20 protein-coding genes and 3 pseudogenes are annotated in these 20,691 nt (G+C 69.4%); 7 read left to right on the top strand and 16 right to left on the bottom strand.

Features of this window, described 5'->3' with window-relative positions; all coding sequences use genetic code 11:
• Window positions 1-141: 141 nt before the first annotated feature.
• The 10 genes from ACFY2X_RS17435 to ACFY2X_RS17390 all read right to left on the bottom strand — a co-directional run bounded on the left by ACFY2X_RS17435 (window position 142) and on the right by ACFY2X_RS17390 (window position 9,114).
• Complete coding sequence (locus tag ACFY2X_RS17435) at window positions 142-1,371, bottom strand: aminotransferase class I/II-fold pyridoxal phosphate-dependent enzyme (protein ID WP_389939210.1); 1,230 nt, start codon at window positions 1,369-1,371, stop codon at window positions 142-144.
• A complete protein-coding gene (locus tag ACFY2X_RS17430) occupies window positions 1,371-2,177 on the bottom strand; it encodes an SDR family NAD(P)-dependent oxidoreductase (protein WP_389939208.1) in 807 nt (268 codons plus the stop codon). The genes ACFY2X_RS17435 and ACFY2X_RS17430 overlap by 1 nt, the downstream gene beginning before the upstream one ends.
• On the bottom strand, window positions 2,174-2,956 hold the full coding sequence (locus ACFY2X_RS17425) for a tryptophan 2,3-dioxygenase family protein (protein WP_389939206.1): 783 nt from the start codon (window positions 2,954-2,956) through the stop codon (window positions 2,174-2,176). The genes ACFY2X_RS17430 and ACFY2X_RS17425 overlap by 4 nt, the downstream gene beginning before the upstream one ends.
• A complete protein-coding gene (locus ACFY2X_RS17420; RefSeq protein WP_389939204.1) occupies window positions 2,949-3,806 on the bottom strand; it encodes a diiron oxygenase in 858 nt (285 codons plus the stop codon). Before ACFY2X_RS17420 ends, ACFY2X_RS17425 begins: the two co-directional genes overlap by 8 nt.
• 302 nt (window positions 3,807-4,108) lie before the next feature.
• A complete protein-coding gene (gene mctP / locus ACFY2X_RS17415; protein ID WP_389939202.1) occupies window positions 4,109-5,710 on the bottom strand; it encodes a monocarboxylate uptake permease MctP in 1,602 nt (533 codons plus the stop codon).
• Window positions 5,711-5,714: 4 nt separating this feature from the next.
• Window positions 5,715-5,927 carry a DUF3311 domain-containing protein gene (locus ACFY2X_RS17410; RefSeq protein ID WP_389939200.1) on the bottom strand — a complete coding sequence of 71 codons (213 nt, stop codon included), beginning with the start codon at window positions 5,925-5,927 and terminating at the stop codon, window positions 5,715-5,717.
• 133 nt (window positions 5,928-6,060) lie between these two features.
• Window positions 6,061-6,702, bottom strand: coding sequence for a carboxymuconolactone decarboxylase family protein (locus ACFY2X_RS17405; protein ID WP_389939198.1), 642 nt, complete (start codon window positions 6,700-6,702; stop codon window positions 6,061-6,063).
• Entirely contained in the window at window positions 6,702-7,256 is a 555-nt protein-coding gene (locus ACFY2X_RS17400) for a VOC family protein (RefSeq protein WP_389939196.1), read from the bottom strand. Before ACFY2X_RS17400 ends, ACFY2X_RS17405 begins: the two co-directional genes overlap by 1 nt.
• A gap of 357 nt (window positions 7,257-7,613) precedes the next feature.
• Entirely contained in the window at window positions 7,614-7,796 is a 183-nt protein-coding gene (locus ACFY2X_RS17395; RefSeq protein ID WP_389939194.1) for a hypothetical protein, read from the bottom strand.
• Window positions 7,797-7,860: 64 nt separating this feature from the next.
• Window positions 7,861-9,114, bottom strand: coding sequence for an RNA-guided endonuclease InsQ/TnpB family protein (locus tag ACFY2X_RS17390; RefSeq protein ID WP_389939192.1), 1,254 nt, complete (start codon window positions 9,112-9,114; stop codon window positions 7,861-7,863).
• Between the two features lie 22 nt (window positions 9,115-9,136).
• Between ACFY2X_RS17390 and tnpA the strand changes: the two are divergent.
• Window positions 9,137-9,554: pseudogene (gene tnpA / locus ACFY2X_RS17385) on the top strand (IS200/IS605 family transposase).
• A 111-nt stretch (window positions 9,555-9,665) separates the two neighbouring features.
• On the opposite strand, the pseudogene ACFY2X_RS17380 reads toward tnpA, so the two are convergent.
• The 6 genes and pseudogenes from ACFY2X_RS17380 to ACFY2X_RS17355 form a co-directional block, all read right to left on the bottom strand.
• Window positions 9,666-10,052: pseudogene (locus tag ACFY2X_RS17380) on the bottom strand (alkaline phosphatase family protein); the annotation flags it as partial.
• A gap of 109 nt (window positions 10,053-10,161) precedes the next feature.
• Window positions 10,162-11,004, bottom strand: coding sequence for a TatD family hydrolase (locus ACFY2X_RS17375; RefSeq protein ID WP_389939190.1), 843 nt, complete (start codon window positions 11,002-11,004; stop codon window positions 10,162-10,164).
• Complete coding sequence (locus ACFY2X_RS17370; RefSeq protein WP_389939188.1) at window positions 11,004-11,504, bottom strand: EboA domain-containing protein; 501 nt, start codon at window positions 11,502-11,504, stop codon at window positions 11,004-11,006. The genes ACFY2X_RS17375 and ACFY2X_RS17370 overlap by 1 nt, the downstream gene beginning before the upstream one ends.
• Window positions 11,505-11,513: 9 nt before the next feature.
• Window positions 11,514-12,367, bottom strand: a pseudogene (locus ACFY2X_RS17365) (sugar phosphate isomerase/epimerase family protein).
• On the bottom strand, window positions 12,337-12,459 hold the full coding sequence (locus ACFY2X_RS17360; RefSeq protein WP_389939187.1) for a hypothetical protein: 123 nt from the start codon (window positions 12,457-12,459) through the stop codon (window positions 12,337-12,339). The pseudogene ACFY2X_RS17365 and the gene ACFY2X_RS17360 overlap by 31 nt, the downstream one beginning before the upstream one ends.
• On the bottom strand, window positions 12,456-13,655 hold the full coding sequence (locus tag ACFY2X_RS17355; protein ID WP_389939185.1) for an inositol-3-phosphate synthase: 1,200 nt from the start codon (window positions 13,653-13,655) through the stop codon (window positions 12,456-12,458). The genes ACFY2X_RS17360 and ACFY2X_RS17355 overlap by 4 nt, the downstream gene beginning before the upstream one ends.
• A gap of 470 nt (window positions 13,656-14,125) precedes the next feature.
• Between ACFY2X_RS17355 and ACFY2X_RS17350 the strand changes: the two genes are divergently transcribed.
• Genes ACFY2X_RS17350 through ACFY2X_RS17325 form a run of 6 tightly spaced genes read left to right on the top strand, consistent with a single transcriptional unit; the run spans window position 14,126 to window position 20,679 of the window.
• Window positions 14,126-15,214 carry a Gfo/Idh/MocA family protein gene (locus tag ACFY2X_RS17350; RefSeq protein ID WP_389939183.1) on the top strand — a complete coding sequence of 363 codons (1,089 nt, stop codon included), beginning with the start codon at window positions 14,126-14,128 and terminating at the stop codon, window positions 15,212-15,214.
• A 2-nt stretch (window positions 15,215-15,216) separates the two neighbouring features.
• Window positions 15,217-16,650, top strand: coding sequence for a sugar ABC transporter ATP-binding protein (locus tag ACFY2X_RS17345; protein ID WP_389939224.1), 1,434 nt, complete (start codon window positions 15,217-15,219; stop codon window positions 16,648-16,650).
• Window positions 16,647-17,654, top strand: coding sequence for an ABC transporter permease (locus ACFY2X_RS17340; protein ID WP_389939181.1), 1,008 nt, complete (start codon window positions 16,647-16,649; stop codon window positions 17,652-17,654). Before ACFY2X_RS17345 ends, ACFY2X_RS17340 begins: the two co-directional genes overlap by 4 nt.
• Entirely contained in the window at window positions 17,651-18,589 is a 939-nt protein-coding gene (locus ACFY2X_RS17335) for an ABC transporter permease (RefSeq protein WP_389939179.1), read from the top strand. The genes ACFY2X_RS17340 and ACFY2X_RS17335 overlap by 4 nt, the downstream gene beginning before the upstream one ends.
• A 29-nt stretch (window positions 18,590-18,618) precedes the next feature.
• Complete coding sequence (locus tag ACFY2X_RS17330) at window positions 18,619-19,842, top strand: ABC transporter substrate-binding protein (RefSeq protein ID WP_389939177.1); 1,224 nt, start codon at window positions 18,619-18,621, stop codon at window positions 19,840-19,842.
• Between the two features lie 3 nt (window positions 19,843-19,845).
• Window positions 19,846-20,679, top strand: a complete 834-nt coding sequence (locus ACFY2X_RS17325) for a sugar phosphate isomerase/epimerase family protein (protein WP_389939175.1) — start codon at window positions 19,846-19,848, stop codon at window positions 20,677-20,679.
• Window positions 20,680-20,691 lie beyond the last annotated feature (12 nt).

The following is a 20,691-nucleotide window of genomic DNA, read 5'->3' as shown; positions in this document are numbered from 1 at the left end:
GATGGTACTGCACCGGGGACGGTGTGGGAGAGTAGGTCGCCGCCGGACAATCATTGTGGGAAAGGCCATCCTTCGGGGTGGCCTTTCCTGCGTTTTGGGGGGTGTTCCGGGGAACCGGGACACCCCCCTTTTTTTCGGGGATTATGCGGTCAGCACCTTGCTTATGCGCTCGACGCCCTCGCGCACGACGTCGGGACTGACGGTGTGACAGAGACGGAACCAGCCGGGACGGTGACTGTGAAACACCTTCCCCGGCAACATGTTGACCCGGCCGGTGCGGAACAGGCGTTGCCACAGTGCACGCTCCGCCGCGAACGAGTCGTTGTCGAGCCACGGGCGCAGGTCGGTCCAGATCGAGAAGCCCGCCTCGGCGGTCTCGAACGCGATACCGGCTTCGGTGAGCATGCCCGCGGCGGTGGTGTAGGACGAGGCGAGCCTGGACCGGCTGGTGGTGAGGAACGCGTCGACCCAGGCCTCGTCGGAGAGCATGTCGTGCAGGAGCCACTGCGTGTCGGTGGAGACCGGGGCGAAGTAGGCGAGTTCCCTGGCGGCGGTGCGTACTGCGGAGTGACGCGTGTGCAGCACCCCGACCTTGAATCCCGGCACGCCGAAGTCCTTGGCGAATCCCCAGATCACATGGACGCGCTCAGGATCGATGACGTCGGGGGAGAGACCGAGGGCGCTTGTGAACCGGGTGGTGGAGAAGACGGAGTTGGCGTAGATCTCGTCGGCGACGAGATCAAGACCGAGCCGGGCGCACACCTCGGCGATCTGGCGTAGTTCCACCTCTCGGTAGACCCGGCCGAGGGGGTTGTGCGGTGAGGTGAGGGCCAGGGCCCGTACGGTACGGCCGGCGGCGCGGGCGCGGAGCACGGCCTCCGCTATCTCCGGGGCGCCCGGAGCCAGTTCGTCTTCGGCACATGGGCGAACCGGCAGCAGGGTCGCCCGCGACCGGCCGGTGAGGTCGGTGTCGAACGCCCCGTAGTACGGCACCGGCACGGCGATCGTCTCGCCTGGGTCGCACAGCACCGACGCGATGATGTCGAGTGCCGCCGTCGCTCCTCCCACGACGATGACGTTTTCCGGGTCGACCGCCACGCCTCCGGTCCGGCCGAGGAACGCGGCCACCGCCTCGCGCAGGCCGGGTGTGCCGAACAGCGGCGCGTAGCGGGTGTCGGCGGACGAGACCGGCCGGGGAGCTCGCAGCCGGGGTGCGACCAGGTCCCACACCAGCCGGTTCTCGGCCGTGCCGATGTTGACGTAGCCGCCGGGGTTGCGCCGGAAGTCGTAGGGGTCGGCTTCGGCGGCGAAATGGGCTTCGGAGATGACGGGTGTGCCCGCGACCAGTCTGGCAGCCTGCCGGGATACCATCAGTGACCCCCCGTTTCTGGTTCGAACAGCCCCGGAGCGAGGCCGAGTCCCATCGATGCGTCGATGACCGCGCCGTGCAAGATCGTGGCCTGATTCCCGCACAGCCATTGGATCACTTCGGCGACCTCATGTGCCTGGATCATGCGTCCTTTGGGCAGCCGGGCCTCGAAGGCCTGACGCGCCGGGCCGTTCAGGCCGTTCAGGACGCTGGCTTCCAGCATGGGGGTCTCCACCGCGCCCGGACACAGGCCGAACACCTCCACGGGGGAGTGGGCCAGCTCCACCGCGAGCTGACGGGTGAAGTGGACCACGCTCGCCTTGCTCATGCCGTCGGCGGGGTCGAAGTACGGGAACGGAGCGATCCCGCCCCCGACGCTGGAGACGTTGATCACCTTGCCGTAGCCCTGCTTCAGCATTCCCGGCAGGATTTGCTGGGTCAACCAGAGCGGGCCCAGGCTGTTGATGCGCAACATCGCCGCGGCCCGCTGGTGGGCGGGTCCCCGCTCGTGCTCCTCGACGGTCTTGGAACCGACCGCGGCGTTGTTGACCAGGATGTCGGCGGTGCCGGGCAGGGCGGTGAGCAACTGCTCGTGGCTGTCCCAGTCACCCTGGTCGAACTGGAAGGCGCACGCCTCCACGCCCTCGGCGGCCAGTTCGTCGACGATCGCCTTGGCCCGCTGCTCGCCGGTGGCGTAGGTGAACCAGACGGTGTCCCCGCCACGTGCGAAACGCAGGACGGTCTCCCGGCCGATTCCGCTGGATCCGCCGGTGACGAGGACATTTCTCCTGCGCGGGGTGACGTTCATAACTGGCTCCGTACTTCCCACAACTCGGGATAGAAGTGGCGGTGCTGCCGCGCTCGCAGGTAACCGAGTCCGCCACCGCCGGTGCCCGCCTTGGTGCCGATCTGCCGCTCCACCATGAGGGCGTGCCGGGAACGCCACAGCGACCACGCCTGGTCGTGGTCGATGAGGCTCTCTGCCAGATCCCACAGCTCGCGGTGGGCGGAGGCGCCCTTCGCGATGGTGAGAAGCGCGTCGCGGCGGCGCCCTTCGTCGGTGACGGTGAAGCCGGCCCCGGCCAGGACCGTGAGAAACGCCTCCCAGAGGCAGGGCTCGCCCAGGCGGCATCGCAGCCTCTCCTGGTCGGCGTCCGCCAGTCCGGGTATCCCCCCGGCGTACCTCGCGTCCTTCCAGCCCGACAGGAACTCGATCTCGCGGAACTGGGTCGACTGGAATCCCGACGCGGTGCCCAGCTCGGAACGGAACTCCAGGAAGCCGGTCGGATGGAGGGTGTCGAGGAGGTCGATCTGGCTGACCATGAGTTGCTCGGCCACCCGGCACCGGGCGAGCAGCAGCCGGGGCCGGTGCACCTCTCCCGCCAGCATCGCGTCGCGAGCCGCGGTGAGCTCATGGAGCAGCAGTTTGAACCAGAGCTCGTGCACCTGGTGGGCGATGATGAACAGCAGTTCGTCATGTGCGTCCAGCGGCGACACCGGCTGCTGCGCGTCGAGCAGGTCCGGCAGCCGGAGGTAGCCGCCGTAGGACATCCCGTCCTGTGCCTCCACGGCTCGTCCGTCAGTCATCGGAGATCAGCCCCTTATCCGCGAAGGACTCTCGTGCTCCCGGGACGTCCAGCACACCGGCCGACCTGCACATCCTCACCGTCGCGCTCGCGCTCTGCCGGATGTCCCGCGCACCGCCGTAGGCGTCGGCGATGACCGTCTCGACGTCGGCCGGGGTCAGGCCCGCCAGGCTCAGCGAGCGGCGGACCGGATGGACGTCCCACAGCAGGCAGTCCTCGATGAGGGCGGGCAGGACCGGCGCTGCGCGGTCGCGCAGCCCGCTGTCCAGCGCCGACCACAGGTCATGGAAGAAGCGGGAGAAGAACCGGTGGTGCCGTCCCTCGTCGCGGGCGTGGTCGCGGGCGATGTCCCGGACGGTGGTGACCACGGTGGTGTCATTGGGCAGTTCGTTGAGAACGCCCGTGATCAGGGTCTCGAAGACGACGACCTGAAGGAGCTGTGCCAGGACCGGCTCGCCGGGCAGGAGCCGGCCCGCGGTGGCGTCCAGCCGGTCGGCGAACCCGCCGAAGTCCCAGTCGGGCGCCGCGATCGCGGTGGCCGCCTCGACCTGCCGCACGAGGTCGAGGCTGTAGAGGGAGTGGTATCCCTCGTCGCAGTAGACCTTGAACGCGTCGAGCCGCGTCGCCGGGGACACGTCGATGCCGATCCGGTTGTTGGCGATGCGTTCCGCCCCCCGGTTGACCACTCGGGTCTCCAGGTGGGTGGTGGCCAGCAGGAACTGGTAAAGGTGACGCACGCGTAGCTCTTCCAGCGTCCGAGGTGCCAGGTCGCGGACGAGCGGGTGATCCAGATATGGGACGAGGTTCCCCGGGAAGTAGACCTTTCCCTGCTCGGTCTCGTCCTGCAGCATCCGACGTGCACCTCCGCGCACGCCGGCCCTGTCGTACCAGTCGGCAAACGGATCAGTGCCCATCGTTCTCCTGAGAGTTCCGGCGTCAGGCAGCCGGGCGGTGCCGCCCTTCGTCGCTTTCATTCAACGGGCGTGTGCCATCACCGCTCAATCGAACTTTTGGTAACCCGTCCTATTACTTTTGGGACATAACCGACGCATGGGAGCGGTTCGCGTCGCAGGCGGTTCTTCCCGTGGACGGATACGGCTCGCGCCCGACGGGCCTCCGTGAGCCACCGGGCGCGAGCCGTACGGGGATGTGGTCAGTGGGTGAAGTCGAGGTCCTTGATGCGGGGGTCGCCCTCGTCGGCGAGGTAGTGGTCGGGGTGGGTGAGGTCGGCGCCGTCGACCAGCTTGGCGGCGCGGGCGATGATCGTGCCGAGCGCGGAGACGACCAGGTTGACGGCCAGGGCGAGGACGCCGGCGTAGATGGTCATCTTGGTGTCCAGGCCCAGCTTCTCCAGGGGGAACGCCGACCCGGCGAAGTGCAGCTTGCCGGTGACGGGGTTGCCGATGTTGTAGAGCAGCAGCATCCCGGCGGTCATTCCGGCGACCCAGCCGGCGATCAGGCCGCCCCGGTGGAACCAGCGGGTGTAGAGGCCCAGCGCCACCGCCGGGAGCGTCTGCAGGATGATGACGCCGCCGATGAGCTGCAGATCGATGGAGAATCCGGTGTCCAGGAACAGGATGCACAGGACCGCGCCGACCTTGACGAGCAGCGAGGTGATCTTCGAGACGCGGGCCTCGTCGGCGTCGCTGGCACCCGGCTTCAGGTACTCCCGGTAGATGTTACGGGTGAACAGGTTCGCCGCGGCGATCGACATGATCGCGGCGGGGACCAGCGCGCCGATGCCGACCGCGGCGTAGGCGAACCCGGTGAACCAGTCGGGGAACATCTGGTCGAACAGCTGCGGCACGATCGTGTTGTTGTCGGGCTTGCCCTCGGTCACGATCGGCTTCACCTTGGCCGCGATGGCCATGTAGCCGAGCAGCGCGATCAGGCCGAGCAGCAGGCTGTAGGCCGGGAGCGCGGACATGTTCCGCTTGATCACATCACGGTTCCTGGAGGCCAGGATGCCGGTGACGCTGTGCGGGTAGAGGAACAGCGCCAGCGCCGAGCCGAAGGCCAGCGTGATGTACTGGAGCTGGTTGTTGCCGTTGAGCAGGATGCCGTCACCCGGTGCGGGGGTGGCGGCGAACTTCGCCTGGGCCGCGTCGAAGATCGAACCCCAGCCGCCCAGCTTGGCGGGGATGACGATGACCGCGGCCAGGATCACGACGTAGATCAGGGTGTCCTTGATGAAGGCGATCAGCGCCGGGGCGCGCAGGCCCGACTGGTAGGTGTAGGCGGCCAGGATCGCGAACGCGATGATGATCGGCAGATGGCCGCTCACGCCCATCGACTTCAGCACCGCTTCGATGCCGACGAGCTGGAGCGCGATGTAGGGCATGGTCGCGACGATGCCGGTGATCGCCACCAGCAGCGCCAGCGTGGGCGAGCCGAACCGGGCCCGCACGAAGTCGGCCGGGGTCACGAAGCCGTGCACGTGGGAGACCGACCAGAGCCGGATCAGCACCAGGAACACCATCGGATAGATCACGACGGTGTACGGCACGGCGAAGAAACCCATCGCACCCGCGCCCCACAGCAGGGCGGGCACCGCCACGAAGGTGTAGGCGGTGTAAAGGTCACCGCCGACCAGGAACCAGGTGATCCACGGACCGAAGCTCCGGCCGCCCAGCCCCCACTCGTCCAGGCTGGCCAGGGTTTGCGGTCGCCGCCAGCGCGCAGCCGCGAAGCCCATGCCGCTGACGATCAGGAACAGCACGGAAAAGACGATGATCTCTGTCAGGTGCTCGCTCACCGGGTCACCGCTTCCGCTTCGTCATCTGGTAAACGATCGTGGTGCATATGACACCGACCGCGATGAAGGCGAGCTGGAGCCAGTAGAACCGAGGAAAACCGAAGAGCCGAGGCTCGTCGAAGTTAAAAAGGAAGGGCAGCAAAGGCAGGATGATCGGTATGATCAACAACCAGTTCCACGGGCTGCGATCGCTCCGGTCCTTGTCGGGAGTGGTCAACACGGTCTCCTCGAAGTGGAGAGGGGCAGCCGAGGTCGGCTGACCCCTTCAGCTGACCGGCAGCGTAATTACGCGACCATTTCATTGTGGTCACCGAGCGCCGAGTGGATCGGTTGACGCGACGAACGGTAGGTCAGCCTCTTCCGCCGAAGTCGTCTGCGATGTCACGGGTGCCGTAGCCTTCGGGCGCCGCCACTTCGACGACAGGTTCGGGCCGGTCGTCGAATTCCAGGCGCAGTGCTCTTGACATCGTCGCGTGCATCTCATAGAGGCACGTGATGTAGGTGAGCTCCAGAATCTGCTGATCGGACAGGTGTGCCCGCAGGACCGCGAAGACCTCGTCGTGCACCCGGCCGCCGTCGAGCACCAGGCCGTCGGTGTAGGCGAGGACGGCGCGCTCCAGCTCGTTGAAGTGCGGGCTGACCTGCCAGTGCGCGACCGCCTGGACCTTCTCGTCCGGCACCCCGATCGCCCGCATCTGCTTGCAGTGCTGGGAGAAGACGAACTGGCTCCCGCGCGCCCACCCGGCCCGTGACTGGCCCAGCTCGCGCAGCACCGGGTCGAGCCTGGCCTCCTGATACAGCTGGAAGCCCTTCACGCAGTGCTTGAAGATGGCCGGATCCAGCGCGAAAACCGTCCACCAGTCGCCGGGGGAACCGGTCGCGGTGCCGGGGTCGGCCACCGGGTCCCGGTCCGGGCCGAACAACCGGTCGTAGAAGAACAAGGTCAGGGGGTCGGTCACCTCGGCGCGGGGGACCTGACGCAGCCGCGGCATCACACGGTCCTGTCGGCGGCGGTTCTGGGTTCGTGACGGACGTCCTCGGGCAGTCCGAGATCCCGGGTCCAGGCGGCGAACTCCACCAGGATCCCGTCCGGGTCCTTGAAGTAGATCGACCGGACGAACACCCCCTCCTGCATCTCGGGCGCGATGCCGAACTCGCTGTCGTCGTGGTTGAGGATCACCCCGACGTCCACGCCCTTGGCGATGAGCTTGTCGCGATATTCCTCGATCTTCTCCGGCGCGACGTCGAAGGCGACGTGGTTCATCGAACCGACCGCCGACAGCAGTTCGCCCCGGTCGGGCAGGTTCTTCGGCGCGGAGACGCCGGGGACGGGATCGGGCGCGTCGGGGAACCAGAAGAACGCCAGCGCGTTGCCGCCGCCGCAGTCGAAGAAGAAATGCTGGCCCCAGCCCAGCGGCAGCTCGATCGTCTTGATCAGGGGCATGCCCAGGACGCCGGAGTAGAAGTCGACCGTCCGCTTCATGTCGGAGCACACCAGCGCGAGATGGTTGACCCCGCGAAGCTCGAATTCGGTGTTGTCGCCCATGCTCTCCCCATTCATCTAAGTAATGAATTACTTATCACGCGGGAGCCGGAGGGAAACATGACCCGAAACGTCTGGATGAGATCAGCTGATGTCGATGCCTCGTTTCCACTCGGGCGTCGTCAGGATCCGCCTCGGGTGTCGTCAGGATCCGCCGCACATCGGCTTCCCCGGTCTCCACCCGTCCGATCTCCGCCAGATTGATCGCTTGGAACAGCGCCACCAGGGCCACCAGGGCTGCCAGGTCGCCTGTCGTCGCGGCGCGCATACGCATGCCCGGACTGTTTCAGGAGAGGACGAGTCGCGGCGACATCATTTCCAGTCGATGGCTGACGGGTGGCCGGAAGAGGCAGTCGATCTTCATCGACGACCGGTGCCGCGCGTGTGTACGGCGAGTCGCCGGGCCAGCGCCGTCAGCAGGCCCTTGACCTCGGTGGCGTCGTAGGCCGTCCGGTCGAAGGGGCCGAGGAGTACGGGGCCGTCGGCGGGGTCGTCGGGGAGGCGGCCGTGGCTGCCGCGTACCGGGGCCGGATCGAGGGGCACCACCGGCATCGTTTGACGCGCTTCCCGGGATGAATCCCGGGGATTCCGCCTGTGCCGCATGGTGTCATGCGGCACTTCGGTGGCTTCCTGCTTCATCGGCCGTGCCCCGTACCCGGCGCTTGCGCACTGGGCGTGGGGTCTTGCCAGCCTCCACAGGCGTTTTGGGTCTCCGCTTCCCGCCCATCTCAGGTTCGGGTTTCCGTCCAGCGGCGACCTGCCGCCTCCCGGCGGCCAGGATGTTGATCGCGGCGTTCACATCCCGGTCATGGGTCACCCCACAGACGCACGCCCACTCCCGGACGTTCAGCGGCATCACCTCTGCCAGATTCCCGCACGCCGAGCAGAGCTTGGAGGAGGGATAGAACCGGTCGATCCGCACGAAGGTGCGACCGTACAGTTTCGCCTTGTACTCCAACATGCCCACGAACGCCGACCAGCCCGCATCATGCACGCTCTTGGCCAGCCTCGTGCGGGCCAGCCCCTTGACCGCCAAGTCCTCCACATAGATCGCTTGGTTCTCGCGAACTATCCGCATGGAGGTCTGATGGTGGAACTCCCGGCGCGCATCGGCGACCTTCGCATGCTGAAGGGCCACCCTCACCCGGGCTTTGACCCGGTTGCTGGATCCCTTCTCCTTGCGCGACAACACCTTCTGAAGGCGCTTGAGTTTCTTCTCGGCCCGGCGCAGAAACCGGGGCGAGCCGATCTTCCGGCCATCGGCCAGCACCGCGAAATGCCCCAACCCCAGATCGATACCGGTCTCAGCCTCGACCCGGGGCAAGGGCCGTTCGGTGACTTCGACCACGAACGAGGCGAAGTACCGGCCCGCCGCGTCTTTGATCACCGTCACGCTGGACGGATCGGACGGCAGGGGGCGTGACCAGCGGACCGCGATGTCACCGATCTTCGGCAGAGTCAGTTTCTCCCCGGCCTTGAACCGGGCGTTCTTGGTGAACCGGATCGTTTGCCGGCTGTCCTTACGGGACCGGAACCGAGGCGCGGAGATCTTCGGTCCCTTACGTTTCCCGGACAGACTGGCGAAAAAGTTACGGTAGGCCATGGCGGCGTCCGCGAGAGCCTGCTGGAGCACCACCGCCGACACCTCGCCCAGCCACGCCCGATCGGGACGTTGTCTGGCCTCGGTGATGATCTGCTTGGACAAGTCGCCATCGGTGATGAACGGCAGCCCGTCCGTGTGTGCCTGGCGGCGCAGCGCGAGCGCGTCGTTGAACACCACCCGTGCGCACCCGAACGCTCGCGCCAGCGCGATGCGCTGGGCGGGGGTCGGGTCCAGGCGGAAGGAGTAACGAAGCCGCACGGCCGCATCCTACAGTTGGGCTATGGCCGGATACAGTGATATCAGAACCGGAAGACACTGTGTTTTCCTGCTCCACGCACACTTGGTTTTCGTGACGAAGTTCCGGCACGAGGTGTTCACCGGCACCCACCTGACCCGTATGGAAGAGATCATGAGATCCGTGTGCGTCGACTTCGAAACCGAACTCCGCGAGTTCAACGGCGAGGACGACCACGTCCATCTCCTGGTGAACTTCCCCCCCCAAGATCGCCTTGTCTAAGCTGGTCAACAGCCTCAAGGGCGTGTCCTCCCGGCGGATGCGGCAAGAGTTCCCCGAACTGGCCGCGCACTACTACCGGGCCAGCAAGCTGTGGTCGGGCTCCTATTTCGCCGGGTCCGTGGGTGGTGCACCGTTGTCGGTCGTGCGTCAGTACATCGAGCAGCAGAATCGACCGGTCTGAGCCGAGGGGACGCCGGTCCGCCTGGCGGCGAATCGGCTGTTGTTGCCCCGCTGCGCGGGCTGGTCGGCTTCACCCCCGGCCTGAAGGCCCGGAGCACCGCCAGCGAACCCGGTAGCAGTCGGGCGACTTGCGGCCGTCGGCGTGATAGGCCGGCCGCGGTGTGACGAGCAGATCGGTGGCGGCGCCCATGGCGTACCACCAGCACACGTGGGCGGTGCGCAGGCCGGGCGCCGCGTCCCAGAGCTGGCCGCCCTGGATGAGCGCGTTGTGCTGGCGCCACAGGAGCACCTCGCCGAGGTCCCTGAAGTACCAGCCGTTGCCGACGATCCCGTGATCGCGGGGCATCGTCCCGGTCAGCAGGGTGGCCTGCATGGAGCAGGTGACGGCGGGGAGGACGGGCCGCAGCGCCGCCGCCTGGCCCACCTTCGCCACGTTGGGCATGTGGGCCAGCAGCCGCGGGGTCAGGCCGACCACGTTGATCACGACCAGGGGTGGCATCACAGCTCCTTGAGTCCGAGGGCGGTCAGCTCCTGCCGCATCCAGCCGAGTTCGGCGGCGATGCCCTCGGCCACGTCGACGGGCATGCCGGGGAGCCGGAAGCGCATCGTCAGCCCCGCCTGATCGTGTTGCCCGCGTAGTCCGGCTCGGCCGACGGCGTGCCGAGGTCGAGCCGCCCGCTCTGCCCGTAGAAGGCGATCGGGTTGCGCCAGAGCACCTCGTCCACGTCGGCGGAGGTGAACCCGGCCGCGAGCATCGTGTCGCCGACCTCGCGGGTTTTCAGCGGATCGCTGCGGCCCCAGTCGGCGGCCGAGTTCACCAGCGTTCTCGCCGTGCCGTACTCCTTGAGGATCGCCACCATCCGGTCCGGATCCATCTTGGTGTCGGGGTAGATCGAAAATCCCATCCAGCAGCCGGACTCCGCGACCATGCCGACGGTCAGCTCGTTGAGGTGGTCGACGAGCACGCGCTCGGGTGCCGTCCCCGCGGCCCGGACGACGTCGAGCGTGCGGCGGGTGCCCGCGGTCTTGTCGCGGTGCGGCGTGTGGACCAGGACGGGCAGGCCGCTCTCGGCGGCCATGGCGAGCTGCGCCTCGAAGACCCGCTCCTCGGCGGGGGTCATCGAGTCGTAGCCGATCTCGCCGATCGCGACCACGGAGTCCTTGAGCAGATAGCGCGGCAGCTCGGCGAGCACCTCCGCGCATCCGGGGTCGTTCGCCTCCTTGGGGTTGAGCGCGAGCGCGCAGTGGTGCCGGATGCCGTACTGGGCGGCCCGGTACGGTTCCCAGCCGAGGAGCCCGTCGAAGTAGTCCAGAAAGCTGCCGACGCTGGTGCGCGGCTGGCCCAGCCAGAAGGAGGGCTCGACCACCGCTCGCACCCCGGCGGCGTGCATGCGCTCGTAGTCGTCGGTGGTCCGTGACGTCATGTGGATGTGGGGGTCGAAGATGCGCATCAGAGCCTTTCCAGCACGTCCTGCGGAACCGGGCGTCCCGCCGCCCGCCGCTCGGCGGCGTGGTCGGCGAGCATCCTGGCGAGTTCGGCGTCGAAGCGGCGGTCGAGCCCGGTCACGGACGCGAGCGGGATCGACATGAAGACGCACTTGAGCACGCCCTGGCGGAAGGCGTGGTCGCCCAGCCACCGCGAGCCGTAGGGCCCGAGCGCGGCGGCGACCAGCCTGGCGTCGTTGGTGCGCAGCGCGTCCTCGACCAGCGGCACGGCGGAGGGCCCGAGGGACAGCTCGGGCAGCGCGAGGAGGATCGCCAGCCGCTCGCCCGTGTCGCCGCGCCGGTAGAGCGCGCCGACCACGGCGTGGTCGCCCCGCAGCGCCGCCAGCAGCGCGCGCCGCGCCCCCGGGCCGCCCAGCCGTTCGGCCTGGGGAAACAGCCGGTACACCGACTCGCGATCGTCTTCCACCTGCCGTACGGCTCGCGCGGTCCACTCACGCTCGCTCACGTGCCCTCCTCAGGGAACCTGCTCATATGCCCTCCTCAGGAAGGCGATGGACCTGCGAGCCACCTCGGGGGCGGCGTGACCGTGCCGGGCGAGCTCGACCGCGACGAGGCCCCGGTAGCCGCCGAGCGCGGCGAGCACCGGCGGGAAGTCGATCTCACCCGCGCCGAACTCCAGGTGCTCGTGGACGCCCCGGCGCATGTCCTCGATCTGCACGTGGACGAGGTACGGCAGCGCCAGCCGTACGCACTCGGGCACGTCGTGGGGTTCCAGGCACCGGCAGTGCCCGATGTCCAGGGTGAGTCCGAGGCGGTGGTGGCCGCCGAGCAGGCCGCGCAGCCGCTCGTATCCGGCCAGGTCCTCGACGAGCATTCCCGGCTCAGGCTCGAACCCCAGCGTGACCCCCACCCGGTCCCCTCGTCGGCCAGCCGCTCGCACCAGCGGGCCAGCCGCTCCCACGCCTCCGCCTCGGGCACGTCGCCGGGCCTGACGCCGCTCCACAGATGCACCACGGGAGCACCCAGATCGGCGGCGATCCGCATCGCCCTGGTCAGGAAGTCGGCCCTGCGCCCGGCGTCGTCGCCGAGCAGCGTCGGGTGGTGCTTGCGCCACGGGTCAAGGGTGTAGCGCCCGCCCGTCTCGACGACCGCGCTGAGGCCGAGCTCCCCGAGCCGTCTGGCGATCAGCGTCACCTCGCGGGCGGCTCCCGCGGCGTAGGGGTCGAGGTGGCCGTGGTCGAGGGTGATCGCCGCTCCGGTGTAGCCGAGGTCGGCCAGGATCGCGAGCGCCTCGGGGAGCCGGTGACCGGAGAAGCCGTTCGTGCAGTAGGCCCAGTTCACGACGTCGCCATCCGAGCCGAGAGCCATCGGCCCACCGGGAGCGCCGCCAGCAGCCCGGCGCGCGCGAGACCGCGGCGCTCGTCCGAGAGGGCCGCGACGACCAGGCCCGCGACGGTCATGCCCGCGGCGAGGCTGAGCGCGCGGCCGGGGCTGATCCGCCCCGAGGGGATGGGCCGCTCGACAGTTCCTCGGCGAAGGCGCGCAGCCGGGCGTACTGCGCCGCGAGCCCGTGCTCGTCCGTCGCCAGCGGATCCTTGAAGAAGTATCCGAGCTCGGGGAGCGGGCCCCGCCGCCCCTTCTCGTGCGCCCTGGCGACCAGCCTGGCGAGATCGAGCACGAGGGGCGCGGCGAGCGCGGAGTCACAGCCCTGCCAGGTGAACTGGAAGGCCATTCGCACGCCCAGGAAACCCTCGAACGTGACGTGGTCCCAGGCGGTCTTCCACTCGCCGAGGTCGGGGACGTAGTCGATGTGGGTCCGGCCTTCGACGCCCTGGCCCAGGACACCGGTCACGGCCCGGTCCTTGGAAATCTCCTTGCTCGTCCTGGCGGCCGGATCGGCGAGTGTCGCGCCGTCCCCTCCGCCGAGCAGGTTGAGCCCCGACCAGGAGCGCACCCGCAGCGCCCTGCCCGCGAACATGGGCGCGAGCGTGCTCTTGACCAGGGTTTCGCCGGTCTTGCCGTCCCGCCCCGCGTACGGCACGCCCGCACGGAGCGCGAGTTCCGCGAGCGCGGGCAGGGCCGGCCCGGTGGACGGGGTGAACTCGACGTAGCCGCACCCGGCGTGGAAGGCGGCGTAGGCGTAGAGCGAGCTGGGCGGCAGGATCTCCGCCCCGCTCGCGAGCGCCTTCTCAAGATCGGCCAGACACTCGAACTCGGGGCGCCACACGACGGGCGGCTCGGTCGACGACACGTTGACCACGACGACACGGGCCAGCCCGTGCCTGTCGCGGAACCCGGTGAGGTCGCCGATCAGACGGGCCGCGGCCGCGGCCTGGACGCCGCCACCAGGTGCGTAGCCGGGCCTGATCTCGGCGTCGGCGGCGGCGAGGTCCTGGGCGAGCAGGGAGGGCAGGGGCGCCGGGATCACTCCGGCCTCGCTCAGCCGCTCGGCCCGCTTGCGCAGGGAGGTCCCGGCGATGTCGTGGCCGCCGAAGACCAGGTCGGCGAAGGGGACGAGCACATCGGGGAAGCCGCGAACCTCGGTGACACAGCCCAGGGGTGGCGAGATCCCCGCCTTGAGGGCAGCGGCGCCGACCGCCACGGTGGTCGCCACGGATCCTCTGGCACCGGCAAGCCAGACGCCGATCGTGGGCATTGGACCTCCGAACACGTGCAGGTATCCAGCAAATGAACCGCGTGTTTCGTGATGCTAAGCATCTATTTTGTCGATGGTCAAGGGTAAATATGCCGACAGTCGACCGAACTCGACGTGCTCGGTTTGGATGTCCCATGAGTCCCCGGGACGCGCCTGACGGGCCGCCGTGACGGCGTCGCCCGTCCCGCGCGATCGTCGATCTCGGCGGGCCATCAGCCGGAATCGCCTGGAATCGCGGTGTCCGACTGGAATCGCGGCGCCGAGCTGACAGCCGGGAGTCGGGAACAGGTGATATCGGGGCCCGGCGCGGGCATGATCCCGGTCCCGGGGTGAAGGCGGAAGGCGGGTCGCGCCTGCCGTCCGGGACTGCGACGCCGACGAGCTTCCGGCGAAGAGCGGGCCCCATTATGTTTTCAACTGCTTAACTTTTGCTTGACCGTCGCCATAATCCAGATCTACGATCCCGAAACATGGAGAACATAAGCCGGAAATCACCCGATAGACCCAGGGTGGGCATCATCGGGACCGGTTTCATGGGCGGTGTGCACGCCAGGTCCGCCCGTCTCGCCGGGGCGAACATCGTCGGCGTTGCCGGGTCGAGAGCCGACAGGGCCCGGAACCAGGGCTTCGGGCGGACCTTCCCCTCCGCTGACGCGCTCATCGAGTCCGGCGAGATCGACGTGGTGCACATCTGTACCCCCAACCACCTGCACGCTCCGCTCACGCTCAAGGCGCTGGCGGCCGGGGTGGCGGTGGTCTGCGAGAAGCCCCTCGCCACCGACGCGGAGACCGCCGCCATGATGGCGGCCCGCGCGGCCGAGACGGGACTGGTCGCCACGGTGCCGTTCGTGTACCGCTTCCACGCGATGGTGCGCGAGGCCAGGCAGCGGATCGCGCGCGGAGACGTGGGCCGGGTCACCCTGCTCCAGGGCAGTTACCTGCAGGACTGGCTGCTGCGTCCCGAGGACGACAACTGGCGGGTCGACCCCGAGGTCGGCGGTCCCAGCCGTACGTTCGCCGACATCGGCTCCCACTGGTGCGACCTGGCGGAGTTCGTCACGGGAGATCGCATCACCGAGGTGTCGGCGCAGACCGCCGTCGTCCAGCGGGCGCGGGTGGGCAACGCGCCGGTGCTGACCGAGGACATGGTCACCGTCCAGTTCCGTACCGGCGGAGGCGCGCTGGGGTCCGTCACGACGAGCCAGGTGTCGCCCGGCAGGAAGAACCGCCTCTTCCTGGAGGTGTCCGGCACGGAGGAGAGCCTGGCCTTCGACCAGGAGCAGCCCGAGCTGCTGTGGGTCGGCCGGCGCGACGGTTCGCGGGTGCTCGTGCGCGACCCGTCGACCCTGTCCCCGGCCGCGCTGCCGTACTCGCCGCTGCCCGCCGGGCACGCGCAGGGCTACCACGACTGCTTCGACGCCTTCGTCGCCGACAGCTACGCGGCGCTGCGCGGCGAGCACCGCGACGGGCTGCCGACGTTCGAGGACGGCGCCCGCGCCGCGCGGATCTGCGCGGCCGTCCTCACCTCCGCGCGGACAGGGGAGTGGGCCGAGTGCTGAGCATGACGGGCATCGGCAAGAGCTTCCTCGGCGTGCGGGTCCTGTCGGGGGTGGACCTCGCGGTGGCGGCGGGCGAGGTCCACGCGGTCATGGGGGAGAACGGCGCGGGCAAGTCCACGCTCATGAAGATCCTCGCCGGGGTGCACGCGCCGGACGAGGGCACGATCGAGATCGACGGGCGGCAGGTGTCGTTCAGCCACCCGCTCCAGGCGCAGCGAGCCGGAGTCGCGATCATCCATCAGGAATTCAACCTGCTCCCCGAGCGCAGCGTGGCCGAGAACGTCTTCCTCGGCCGCGAACCCACCCGCAGGGGCCTGGTCGACAGGGCCGCCATGGACACCGCCACCCGGCGGCTCCTCGCGGAGCTGGGCGAGGACTCCTTCGGCCCCCGGGACCCGGTCAGGCGGCTGTCGGTCGCCCAGCAGCAGGTCGTCGAGATCGTCAAGGCGCTCTCGCTCGACGCCAGGATCGTGGTCATGGACGAGCCGACGGCCGCGCTCGCCGAGCACGAGGTCGAACTGCTCTACCGGCTCGTCCGGCGGCTTCAGGAGCGGGGCATCGCGGTGCTCTACATCTCCCACCGGCTGCGTGAGGTGTTCGACCTGGCGGACCAGGTGACCGTCCTCAAGGACGGCCGGCGCGTCGCCACCGTGTCGGCCGCCGAGGTCTCCTCCGACGAGCTGGTCAGGCTGATGGTCGGCCGCGACCTGGGCGCCTACTTCCCGCCGCGCGCCACCTCTGCCGGAGAGGTACGGCTCCGCGTGACCGGCGGCGGCAACGACAGGCTGCACGACATCGACCTGGAGCTGCGCGCGGGGGAGATCGTGGGCATCGCGGGGCTGCAGGGCTCGGGCCGCTCCGAGCTGGCCAAGGCGCTGTTCGGCGCGGAGCCGTTCACCAGGGGAGAGATGACGCCGTGCCGCCCGCGCTCGGTCCGCGAGGGCGTGGCGGCGGGGATCGGGCTGGTCACCGAGGACCGCAAGGCCGAAGGCCTGGCCCTGCGCCAGTCGGTCCGCGACAACGCGCTGCTGGTCGCCCGCGCGGCCGGTCGCCGAGGCCGGAACGGGCTGCGCGAGCTGCTCGAACGGGTACGGCTCACGCCGCCGCGCCAGGAGCAGGAGGTCCGCTACCTGTCCGGGGGCAACCAGCAGAAGGTCGTCCTCGCCAAGTGGCTGACCGTCGCCCCCGCCGTGCTGCTGTTCGACGAGCCCACCCGAGGCGTCGACGTCGGCGCCAAGGCCGCGATCCATGACCTGATGCGCGAGCTCGCCGGCGACGGCATGGCCATCATGATGATCTCCTCCGAGCTTCCCGAACTGATCGGCATGAGCGACCGCGTCGTCGTGCTCCGCGACGGACGCATCACCGGCACCCTTCCCGCAGCCGCCTCAGAGGAGGCCATCATGCGCCTGGCCGCAGGCGAGGTGACACCGTGATCGAGAGCAAACGGATCGAGGCCGCGCCCTCGCGTGCCGTGGCCTTCTCACGAGGCCGCAGCCTGAGCCCGGCGAGGGTCGTGTTCCTGGCACTGGCCGGGGTGATCCTGGCCGGCTGGGTGCTGGTCGCGGCGAACGGCGGCCAGTTCCTGACGCTGGAGAACCTGGTCGGCGTGCAGCAGCGCTCGGCCGCGCTGGGGATCGTGGCGGTGGGGCAGACGCTGGCCATCCTGGCGGGCTCCCTCGACCTGTCGGTGGCCTACCTGATCAGTCTCGCCTCGCTGGTCGCGGCCGAGACCATGGCCGGGCAGGACGGGAACATCCCGCTCGCCGTCGCCGCGGTCGCGGGGATCAGCGCCGCGGTGGGGCTGGTCAACGGGATCGTGATCACGAAGCTGCGCGTGCACGCGTTCATCGCCACCCTCGGCGTCGCGCTCATCATCAAGGGAGTCCTGGACCACCTCTACGACGGCCCGGCGGGCAAGGTGCCCGAGTCGTTCCAGCACCTCGGCTACGACCGGCTCGGCCCGCTTCCGGTTTCGGCGATGCTCTGGGCGGCGGTCGCGGCCGCCGCCTGGTTCCTGCTGCGGCGGACCAGGCTCGGCTACCGGATCTACGCGGTCGGCGGCGACGAGGAGGTCGCTCGCCTGTCCGGGGTCAGGACCGGCCGCGTCCTGATCGCCACGCACGTGCTCTGCTCGCTCTGCGCCGGGATCGCCGGCCTGCTGCTGGCCGGCAGGCTCGGTGCGGGCGCCCCGACGGTCGGCACCGACGGCGGCTACGACCTGGAGTCGATCGCCGCGGTCGTTCTCGGCGGCACCGCGCTGGCGGGCGGCAGGGGCGGGGTCGCCGGCACGGTCGGCGGCGTGCTGCTGCTGGCCACCCTGGACAGCGTCTTCAACCAGCTTGAGGTCAACTCCTTCTTCAAAGACGTCGTGCGAGGCGTGGTCATCGTGACCGCCGTGGCGATCTACGCCAGGCGAGGGCAGGGGAGGCGGGCATGAGACGCGCGCTGCCGATCTTCGGGGTGCTGGCCGTGCTGCTGGCCGCCATCGCGATCATGAACCCGTTCTTCCTGGAACCCGCCGGGTTTCTCGCCTTCGTCAAGCGTGCCGCGCCGCTGGTGATCCTGGCGGCGGGCCAGTACTTCGTGATCGTCTCCGGCGAGTTCGACCTGTCGGCCGGTTCGCTGGTGACCGTCGAGGTGGTCGTCGCCGCCCGCCTGATCGACGGCGACGAGCCGGCCACCTGGCCCGTCCTCGCCCTGCTGATCGTGCTCGGCCTGCTCGTGGGCCTGGTCAACGGGGTGGTGACGACCCGGCTGGGGGTGCCGTCCTTCATCACCACGCTCGGCATGATGCTCGTGCTGTCCGGTGCGGTCTTCCTGTGGACGGGCGGCGCGCCGCGCGGAGCGCTCTCGCCGGGATTCCGGGCCTTCGGCAGGGAGAGCCTCGGGCCGATTCCCTGGTCGGTGCTCATCCTCCTCGCCGTGGGCTCGGCGGCCGTCCTGCTGATGCGTGCCGACTTCGGCCGGACGCTCCTCGCCACCGGGGACAACGAGCGCGCGGCGGCCCTGTCCGGCGTGCGGGTCAACCGGGTCAGGATCCTCGCCTTCGTGCTGTCCGGCCTGGCCACCGCGGTCGCCGCGATCCTGCTCGGCGGTTTCGCGGGCGTCTCCGCGCAGGTCGGCCAGGGTCTGGAGTTCCAGGCCATCACGGCGGTTGTCCTCGGCGGCGTGGCGCTCGGCGGCGGACGCGGCTCGGTCGTGGCCGCCATGGCCGGGGCGCTCACGCTGGAGGCGCTGTTCACCCTGCTCAACCTGTACGGGATCTCGGGGGCGCTGGAGTTCACCGTGCAGGGGGTCATCATCATCGCCGCGGTGGCGGCGGGAGCCGTACGGCTGCCCTTCGGTTTCAAGAGCCTCACGTCAAGCACCTGAACACCCCCCGAGAAACGAAGGAAACGTCCATGTTGCGTCCTCGGCCCGCTGCAGTCCTTCTCCTCGCGGCAGGACTCGCGGCGTTCACCGCGAGCTGTACCAGCGACAAACCGGTCACGTCGGCGAGCGGGCCTCCGGCGTCCGGCGCCACCGCGGCGTCGCAGGCCCCCTCGGCAGGCACGGGAGAGCAGTCCACGTTCTTCGTCCAGGCCGACTACGAGGCCCAGCTCGCCATGCGCTCGCAGACCCCGGTCGGCCCCTCGGGCAAGCCGTGGGAGCAGGCCATCGCGCCGCAGATGACCTCCACCGCCAAGTACAGGAAGGGCGGGCCCTACAACGTCTGCTTCTCCAACGCCGCGGTCAACAACCCGTGGCGGCAGGTCGGCTGGAGGACCATGCAGGCCGAGGTGGCGCTGCACAAGGAGATCGCCAAGCTCACCGCGCTCGACGCCGAGGGCAAGGACGACAAGCAGATCTCCGACATCGCCGAGCTGCAGGCCAAGGGCTGCGACGCGCTGATCATCTCGCCGAACACGACGGCGACGCTCACCCCCGCCGTGAAGGGGGCCTGCGGCAAGGTCCCGGTCATCGTCTTCGACCGGGGCGTGGAGACCGACTGCCCGGTGACGTTCATCAAGCCGATCGGCGGCTACGCGTTCGGCGCCGACGCGGCGGAGTTCCTGATCGACAAGGTGCCGGCCGGAGGCAAGATCCTCGCGCTGCGCATCCTGCCGGGCGTGGACGTGCTGGAGACCCGCTGGTCGGCGGCGAAGATGGCCTTCGACAAGAGTGACCTCAAGGTCGTCGGGGTCGAGTTCACCGACGGCGACGCGGCCAAGACCAAGAGCATCGTCAGCGACTACATCCAGCGCCACGGCAAGATCGACGGCGTCTGGATGGACGCGGGCGCGACCGCGGTGGCCGCGATCGAGGCCTTCGAGGACGCGGGACAGCCGGTGCCGCCGATCAACGGCGAGGACCAGCAGGACTTCCTGCAGAAGTGGAAGGACGGCGGCCTCACCGCCGTCGCCCCCACCTACCCCACCTACCAGTGGCGCACCCCCGTCATCGCCGCCCTGAGGATCCTCAAGGGAGAGGAGGTGCCCAAGGTCTGGAACCTGCCCCAGCCCAAGATCACCTCAGAGAACCTGGCCACCTATCTCCGGCCGAACATGCCGCCGCTGCACTACGCCCTGTGCGGCTGCGAGGACATGCCCGGATTCCCCGAGAGCTGGGGCGGCAGGAAGGGCTGAACGATGTTCCCTGCCGGAGTGAACACCTGGGTGTGGGTCTCGCCGCTGACGGACGGCGACCTCGCACACCTCGCGCCCCGGGTCGCCGCCTGGGGGTTCGACGTCATCGAGCTGCCGGTCGAGCGTCCCGGCGACTGGGATCGGGGCAAGGCCGCGGCGCTGCTGGCCGAGCACGGGCTGAAAGCGTCGGTGGTGCTGGTCATGCCGCCGGGGCGGGAACTCGTGGCGGCCCCGGCCGAGGTGGTCAAGGAGACGCAGGACTACCTGCGGCACTGCGTCGACGTGGCGGTGGCCGTGGGCTCGCCGGTGATCGGCGGGCCCGCCTACGCCTCGGTCGGCAGGACCTGGCGGATGTCGCCCGGCGAGCGCCGGGCGGTCTACGCCGAGCTGCGGGAGAACCTGCGGCCTCTCGCCGACTACGCGGGCGAGCGCGGCGTGAGGATCGCGGTCGAGCCGCTCAACCGCTACGAGACCAGTCTCCTCAACACGGTCGAGCAGGCGCTCGAGGCGCTGCCCGACGGCTGTGACCTGGCGCTCGACACCTATCACATGAACATCGAGGAGAAGGACCCGGCGCGGGCCGTACGGGCCGCGGCGGGCCGGATCGCGCACGTGCAGGTGTGCGGGACCGACCGGGGCACGCCGGGCGCCGACCGCTTCGACTGGCCCGCCTTCACCGGCGCCCTGCGTGCGGCGGGCTACGTGGGGCCCCTCGTCATCGAGTCCTTCACCGCCCACAACCAGACGATCGCCACCGCGGCCTCCATCTGGCGGCCGCTCGCCTCGAGTCAGGATTCCCTCGCCGTCGACGGACTGGCCTTCCTCAGAACGCTCTGATCTCCCGTCCTA

This window comes from Streptosporangium sp. NPDC000396 (genome assembly GCF_042898655.1).
GTDB lineage: Bacteria > Actinomycetota > Actinomycetes > Streptosporangiales > Streptosporangiaceae > Streptosporangium.
Note: the sequence above shows the minus strand (reverse complement) of the source record. Positions and strands in the feature narration are given on the sequence as shown.

What these genes read in the sequence shown, in the direction of transcription:
- ACFY2X_RS17400 (WP_389939196.1), bottom strand. Translation starts at nt 7,256, where the DNA reads ATGGGCGACAACACCGAATTCGAGCTTCGCGGGGTCAACCATCTCGCG.
- ACFY2X_RS17335 (WP_389939179.1), top strand. Translation starts at nt 17,651, where the DNA reads ATGAGACGCGCGCTGCCGATCTTCGGGGTGCTGGCCGTGCTGCTGGCC.
- ACFY2X_RS17430 (WP_389939208.1), bottom strand. Translation starts at nt 2,177, where the DNA reads ATGAACGTCACCCCGCGCAGGAGAAATGTCCTCGTCACCGGCGGATCC.
- ACFY2X_RS17435 (WP_389939210.1), bottom strand. Translation starts at nt 1,371, where the DNA reads ATGGTATCCCGGCAGGCTGCCAGACTGGTCGCGGGCACACCCGTCATC.
- ACFY2X_RS17325 (WP_389939175.1), top strand. Translation starts at nt 19,846, where the DNA reads ATGTTCCCTGCCGGAGTGAACACCTGGGTGTGGGTCTCGCCGCTGACG.
- ACFY2X_RS17330 (WP_389939177.1), top strand. Translation starts at nt 18,619, where the DNA reads ATGTTGCGTCCTCGGCCCGCTGCAGTCCTTCTCCTCGCGGCAGGACTC.
- ACFY2X_RS17425 (WP_389939206.1), bottom strand. Translation starts at nt 2,956, where the DNA reads ATGACTGACGGACGAGCCGTGGAGGCACAGGACGGGATGTCCTACGGC.
- ACFY2X_RS17355 (WP_389939185.1), bottom strand. Translation starts at nt 13,655, where the DNA reads ATGCCCACGATCGGCGTCTGGCTTGCCGGTGCCAGAGGATCCGTGGCG.
- ACFY2X_RS17375 (WP_389939190.1), bottom strand. Translation starts at nt 11,004, where the DNA reads ATGCGCATCTTCGACCCCCACATCCACATGACGTCACGGACCACCGAC.
- ACFY2X_RS17360 (WP_389939187.1), bottom strand. Translation starts at nt 12,459, where the DNA reads ATGACCGTCGCGGGCCTGGTCGTCGCGGCCCTCTCGGACGAGCGCCGC.
- ACFY2X_RS17405 (WP_389939198.1), bottom strand. Translation starts at nt 6,702, where the DNA reads ATGCCGCGGCTGCGTCAGGTCCCCCGCGCCGAGGTGACCGACCCCCTG.
- ACFY2X_RS17420 (WP_389939204.1), bottom strand. Translation starts at nt 3,806, where the DNA reads ATGCTGCAGGACGAGACCGAGCAGGGAAAGGTCTACTTCCCGGGGAAC.
- ACFY2X_RS17350 (WP_389939183.1), top strand. Translation starts at nt 14,126, where the DNA reads ATGGAGAACATAAGCCGGAAATCACCCGATAGACCCAGGGTGGGCATC.
- ACFY2X_RS17345 (WP_389939224.1), top strand. Translation starts at nt 15,217, where the DNA reads ATGACGGGCATCGGCAAGAGCTTCCTCGGCGTGCGGGTCCTGTCGGGG.